Source organism: Streptomyces sp. NPDC005408 (assembly GCF_040606445.1).
Lineage (GTDB): Bacteria > Actinomycetota > Actinomycetes > Streptomycetales > Streptomycetaceae > Streptomyces.
Window position 1 is genome coordinate 23,171 of sequence record NZ_JBEXEX010000070.1, and the last position, 6,000, is coordinate 29,170.

The 6,000-nt window shown below is 70.2% G+C and carries 4 protein-coding genes and 1 pseudogene; 4 read left to right on the plus strand and 1 reads right to left on the minus strand.

Annotated features, from left to right (window positions below):
• Positions 1–154: 154 nt before the first annotated feature.
• Positions 155–517: pseudogene (locus ABZS64_RS35715) on the plus strand (GNAT family N-acetyltransferase); the annotation flags it as partial.
• Between the two features lie 15 nt (positions 518–532).
• Here the strand turns inward: ABZS64_RS35715 and ABZS64_RS35720 are convergent.
• Complete coding sequence (locus tag ABZS64_RS35720) at positions 533–2,233, minus strand: IclR family transcriptional regulator C-terminal domain-containing protein (protein WP_355838755.1); 1,701 nt, start codon at positions 2,231–2,233, stop codon at positions 533–535.
• A 139-nt stretch (positions 2,234–2,372) separates the two neighbouring features.
• Between ABZS64_RS35720 and ABZS64_RS35725 the strand changes: the two genes are divergently transcribed.
• The 3 genes from ABZS64_RS35725 (at position 2,373) to ABZS64_RS35735 (ending at position 5,368) form a co-directional block, all read left to right on the plus strand.
• Positions 2,373–3,116 (plus strand): aquaporin, encoded by a 744-nt coding sequence (locus ABZS64_RS35725; RefSeq protein WP_355838757.1) that lies wholly within the window; start codon positions 2,373–2,375, stop codon positions 3,114–3,116.
• A gap of 35 nt (positions 3,117–3,151) precedes the next feature.
• Complete coding sequence (locus tag ABZS64_RS35730) at positions 3,152–4,621, plus strand: aldehyde dehydrogenase (RefSeq protein ID WP_355838759.1); 1,470 nt, start codon at positions 3,152–3,154, stop codon at positions 4,619–4,621.
• Between the two features lie 183 nt (positions 4,622–4,804).
• Entirely contained in the window at positions 4,805–5,368 is a 564-nt protein-coding gene (locus tag ABZS64_RS35735) for a GNAT family N-acetyltransferase (RefSeq protein ID WP_355838761.1), read from the plus strand.
• The last annotated feature ends 632 nt before the right edge of the window (positions 5,369–6,000 follow it).

A 6,000-nucleotide genomic window follows, 5' to 3' on the forward strand; every position in this document is an offset into this window, starting at 1 on the left:
GGGCGATCCGAGGCGACGTCATGGCCCCACCTTCCCCCATCAACTCCCGTCCTCGTGACCGTTTGGCGGGGACCGGCCGATGCCATCGAAGGGGATCGCCGCGTCGCCGTTCCCGCCCCCCCGCCGCGCCACTGCCGGTGCGTAACATTGCGGCGTGCCTCAACTCCAACGCCTTCGCCTCGACCATGCCCCGGCGCTTCTTGAGTTCGAGCAGGAGAATCGGGCCTACTTCGCCGCGTCGATTCCCGACCGTGGCGATCACTACTTCGCTCACTTCGATGCACGGCACCATGAGCTGTTGGCCGAGCAGGCCGCAGGGCTGCACTTCTTCCATGTTCTGGTGGGCGGCAGCGGTGAGGTGTTGGGGCGGGTCAACTTGGTCGATGTGGCGGACGGTTCAGCCGAGCTTGGATACCGGATCGCCGAGAAGGCCGCTGGGCGCGGACTTGCTACGGCCGCCGTTCGTGAGGCCTGCGTCCTGGCTGCCGGGGAGTACGGCCTGACCGCGCTGCGGGCCGGGCGCCGGTCAGGGTCAGGGGATGGCCGGTGATGTCCGTTCGGAGATGGCCGCGAGGTCGGCCTCGATTCTGGCGGCGGTCGCGCGGAGGGGCGGAAGCATCGTGCGGCGGGTGTCCTGCGGGGTGTCGTGGCCGGCGTGCAGGGCGACGTTGAGGGCTGCCACCGTGTGGCCGTCGCGGCCGCGGATCGGCACGGCGATGGAGCGCAGGCCCTCCTCCAACTCCTGGTCGACGAGGGCGTGCTCGTCACGGGCGGCGCTGTCGAGGGCGGCGCCGATCTGAGCCGGTGAGGTCAGGGTGTGCCGGGTCAGTGGCTCGAGGCGGACGCGCGCGAGGTAGGCGGCCCGCTCTGATCCGGACTGGTCGGCGAGCAGGACTCGGCCCATGGAGGTGGCGTAGGCCGGGAAGCGGGTGCCGAGGGAGATGGTGGCGCTCGTGATGCGTCCGGTGGCGACGCGGGCCACGTAAAGCACGTCGTCGTCGGACAGGACGGAGATTGAAGCGGATTCCCGGACCTGCTGGACCAGTTCGACCAGGTGCGGTTGCACGATTTCGGTGAAGGAGAGTCCCGACAGCTGGGCATAGCCGAGTTCCAGGACTCTGGGCAGCAGGCTGAACCGGCGGCCGTCCACGCTCGCGTAGCCCTGGTCGACCAGTGTGAGCAGCGCGCGGCGGGCGCTGGCGGCGGGCAGCGCGGCGGCTTCCGCCACGGCGCTGAGCGTCATGCCGCCGCGGGCGGTCCCGAGCGCGGTCATGACGGTCAGGCCGCGGGCGAGTGACTGCACGAAAGCCGGGCCCATCTCGTCCTTGGCGCCGTCGAAGTCGAGGTCTTCGAAGCCGGCAGTCGGACGGGCGCCTGACCCTGACACGGGTGCCGGGGTCAGTGGCCCGCGGCGCAGCGCCTCGGTCATGCCGGTGGTGGCTGCGGTGAGCCGGGGGAGGGCGAACTCGCGGAGTTCTTCGGCGCTGTGGCGATGGGTGTGACTCAGCACGCTGACTGCGCAGACGGCCCGGCCGTCGGGTCCGAGAACGGGTGCCGCGAGGGCGACCAGGCCCGGTGCGACGAGCTGGTCGTCCAGTGCCCATCCGGTACTGCGGGCGTGCTCCGTCCAGGCCGCGAACTGCTCTTCCACTTCCTGCGCCCGAGGCGCCGATGGCCTTGGTGGGACGACGGGAAAGTGTTCGTCGGTCGGGTCGTCGGTGCGCCGGGCCCGCCAGGTGTCGTACTGGGCCGCGTCCCAGTCGGCGGCGAGTACGGCGCCAGCCGCGCACCGCTCGGTGGGCAGCAGGTCGCCGATGTGAAAGGCGAGGGAGAGCGTGCGCCCGCGGACCACAGCCTGCGCGATCAGGCGCATGTCGCAGCCGTCGGGAACGATCAGCGACACGGACTCGCCCAGTTCGTCGGCGAGCCGGTTCGCGTACGGCTGGAGCAGGTCCGGGAGCCCGCTGCCGGACAGGTAGGCGTTGCCGAGTTCCAGCAGGCGGGGAGCGGGAATCAGGTCGCGGCCCTCGGAGCGCAGATAACCGAGACGGATCAGCGTGCTGGTGATCCGGTCGACGGGGGACCGGGCCAGGCCGGTCGCGCGTACGACGTCACCAGGGCGCAGCCGGGGCTCCCGCGCGGTGGCGATGGCGCGCAGCACGAACAGTCCTCGCTCCAGTGGGCCGAGCTGCTCGGCACGCGGGGCGTGAGCTGCGGGCTCGGCCAGTGGCATGCGGGTGCTCCTTCAGTTCGGCGGTTCCCGTGACGAGCAAGGTACCTGCGCAGGCGTTGACAGTCGGAGTCGGAGAGCGCAAACTCCCGGCAACCATCGAGGTGAACTATAGTTCACCCTGCGAAAAAGAGGTCCTCCAGTGAGTGCACCCGAGCCGCACAACGCTGACATCGTCCGGACCAGCGCTTATGAATTCGCCCTCACCACGGTGCTGTTCTTTGTCGTGGTGAGCCTCGTCCGCTGGCTGGCGGTCCCCGATTCGCCGCTGGCGATCAGCGGTCCCCATGCCCTCTTCGCCGTGGCTGGCGTCCTGGTCGCGGCGGTCATCATCGCCCTCATGTACTCGCCACCCGGCCGGATCTCCGGCGGCCACCTGAACCCCGGCGTCACCGTTTTCCTCTGGACGAACGGGCTGTTCCCCGGCAAGTCCGTAGCGCCCTACATCACCGCCCAGCTCGCAGGTTCGGTCGCCGGTGCCGGCCTGGCCCGGATCGTCTGGGGCAAGCCCGTCTCCCAGACGGGTTACGCCGCCGTACACCCCGCCCAAGGCACCGGCACGGTGGGCCTGTTCGCCATCGAATCCGCCTCGCTGGGAGCCGTCTTCATTCTCGTCGCGCTCGTGATGGCGCAGCCGAAGTTCATACCTCTCGCCGTCGGCGCCGGTGTCGGCATCGTCATCGCCACACTCGGCACGGTCAGCGGCGCGAGCATCAATCCCGCCCGCGACTTCGGACCGGCGCTGCTGTCCGGGCAGTACGACCACTTCTGGACGTACATGATCGCGCCGCTCGTCGGCGCAGCCGCCGTCGGCCTCGCCCGCCGCCGCCTCCGCACCGCAAACCGTCGCAACCCCCGGTCTGCCCCGGCCACCCCGGCGTCCTGATGCCCCGCTCCACACCACCCCTTGGGAGAACTGCCATGAACCGCACCCGCGGCCTGATCATCAACGGCCGGGAGACATCGGCCTCCAGCGGGCGTACAGCCCCCGACATCGGCCCGTGGACCGGCGAGACCTGCGCCATGGTCGCCGCCGGGACGGTTGAGGACATCACGCGCGCGGTGGACGCCGCCGACGCCGCCTTCGAAGGCTGGGCCGCGACACCTCCCACCGAGCGGCGCGCGATCTTCCTGCGCGCCGCGAACATCCTGACGTCGCGCACACAGGAGATCGTGGAACTGATGGCCGGCGAAGTCGGCGCCGTGGCTCCCTGGGCGGCATTCAACGTCAAACTGGCGGCCGACATTCTGCTGGAAGCCGCTGCCGCCGTCACCCAGCCCACCGGGCAGCTGCTGGCCACCGATCAGCAGGGCGCGTACTCGATGCAGGTACGCGTACCGGTGGGCGTGATCGCGGCCATCTCACCGTGGAATGCCCCCCTCATTCTCGGGGTCCGGGCGGTGGCGCTCCCGCTGGCCCTCGGCAACACCGTCGTGATGAAGCCCAGCGAGGACGCGCCGATCGCCTGCGGCCTGCTGATATCCGACGTACTGCACGAGGCAGGGCTCCCGGCCGGTGCGCTCAACGTGGTCACCAACGACCGAGTCGACGCCGCACAGGTCGTCTCGGCCCTCATCGCCGACCCGCGGGTGCGGCTGGTCAACTTCACCGGCTCCACCGATGTCGGCCGCGCCATCGGCGTACAGGCCGCCCAGCACCTCAAGCCGGCAGTCCTGGAACTGGGAGGCAAGAACGCACTCGTCGTCCTCGAGGACGCGGATCTCGACCATGCGGTGAACGCCGCCACCTTCGGGGCGTACATGAACGCCGGCCAGATCTGTATGTGCGTCGACCGGGTCATCGTCCACCGCTCCGTCGCGGACGAATTCCTGGCCAAGTTCGCGCAGCGCGTCAACGCCCTGCCCTACGGGGACCCCACCGACCCGGCCACCGCCGTGGGCCCGGTGGTCAGCCCGCAGGCCGCGCAGCGGATCGCCGCCCTGATCGCCGACGCAGTCGCGAAGGGCGCCACTTTGCGGGCCGGCACCGGGACCGTCGAGGCACCCGGCACGCTGATCAAACCGGCCGTACTCACCGGGGTCACCCGGGACATGGACATCTTCCACGGCGAGATCTTCGGCCCCGCCACCGTCGTCCATGTCGTCGACGACGCCGATGAGGCAGTGGAGTTGGCCAATGACACTCCGTACGGGCTGACCGCCGGCGTCATCACCGAAGACCTGGCGGCCGGCCTGGACGTCGCACGCCGGATCCGCACCGGCATCATCCATGTCAACGACCAGAGCATCGCCGACGAGCCCCAGGCCCCGTTCGGCGGCGTGAAGAACTCGGGCTACGGCCGTTTCGGCGGCCAGGCGGGCGTCGACGCGTTCACCGACACCCGCTGGATCACGGTCCAAGCCAAGGGCCACGCCCACTACCCGATCTGACGCGGAGCGTTCAACGGACCTCGACACGCCTCAGGGAGCGGCGTGGGGAGCGGGGGCTTCGACCGTGCCTACCCTTGAGCCACCGGCATGCAGGTCAAGTGGATCTGGCGCCGCTACGACCCGGGCGGGATCTTCCGCCCTGTACAGATCTGACGCGGAGGGGCCTACCACTGAGGAGGACAGATGGCTGGACAGCTGGACACTGAGCGGTTGATGCTCCGGCCCTGGCGCATCGAGGATGCGGAAGAGGCGCTCGGCATCTTCGGCGCTGCCGGTGTCGCGCGGTGGCTGAGTCCGGCCATGGACCGTGTCGGGGACGTCAACGCCATGCGGCTGGTCCTGCAGCAGTGGATCGGCGAGGCCGCACGGCTGGTTCGGCCGGCGGGCCGCTGGGCGATCGAACACCGGGAGGACCACCGCCTCATCGGCGGTGGAATCCTGTTGCCGCTGCCTCCTCGCGGGGACGACCTGGAGATGGGATGGCAGCTGCACCCCGGAGTGTGGGGACAGGGATACGCCACCGAGGCGGGTCGCGCGCTGGCCCGCTGGGCCTTCGAGGAGGGGGCCGACGAAGTCCTCGCAGTGGTCCGGCCGGCCAACACCCGCGCCGCGGCGACCGCTCGCCGCATCGGTATGGAGTGGGTCGGGGAAACCGAGAAGTACTACGACATGCGACTTCAGGTGTTCCGACTGCGCCCAGGCGACTTCAACACTCAGGTGCACGTACCCGGAGGCGATATCCGGTAGAGGCAGCGGGAACGGACCTCTTGGGCCGCTGCTCAGTCGGCCGATGCTACTCGGGCGGGACGCCCGTCCGGTTCGCCACAGCGAGCGCTGCGCACACGAGTTGGATGTCGACTGCCGGCACCCACCTGACCGTCTCACCGGTCATGGAACAGGTCGCTGAAGCCCCTGGTCCCGGCCGCCTTGCGTGCACGTCCTGCCATGGCGTGTCCACCCGGCGTTCTGCGGTGCCGGTTTCCCCTGCGCACAAGGGGGTCCTTGCCGCGGATTCTGTTGCGGCCGGGATCTCCATGGGCGATCGCTGACATGCGGCAACCGGCCCCGGTGCGGGGAAAGTTGGAGCACCGGCATGTGATCGAACTCTTTCCACGCGGGCCCGTTGTCTGACATCTTGCGTCCACCACTTCCCACACTCGCCCGGTTGGTGCCACCAGCGCCGCCGGGCTCTCGGAGGACGCCTTGCTTACCCTCATATCCAGCCGACTGAGACGTTCGGTCGTGGCTACTGCTGCCCTCGGAGCGGCCGTGGTGTTCGTGAATCCCGTCGGGGGGGGGGGGGGCGCCCCCCCCCCCCCCCCCCCCCCCCCCGGCGGGGGGGGGGGCCCCCCCCCCCGGGGGGCGGGGGGGGGGCCCGC

Excerpts from the sequence above, each read along its gene's own strand:
- ABZS64_RS35720 (WP_355838755.1), bottom strand. The coding sequence starts at position 2,233 with ATGCCACTGGCCGAGCCCGCAGCTCACGCCCCGCGTGCCGAGCAGCTC.
- ABZS64_RS35730 (WP_355838759.1), top strand. The coding sequence starts at position 3,152 with ATGAACCGCACCCGCGGCCTGATCATCAACGGCCGGGAGACATCGGCC.
- ABZS64_RS35735 (WP_355838761.1), top strand. The coding sequence starts at position 4,805 with ATGGCTGGACAGCTGGACACTGAGCGGTTGATGCTCCGGCCCTGGCGC.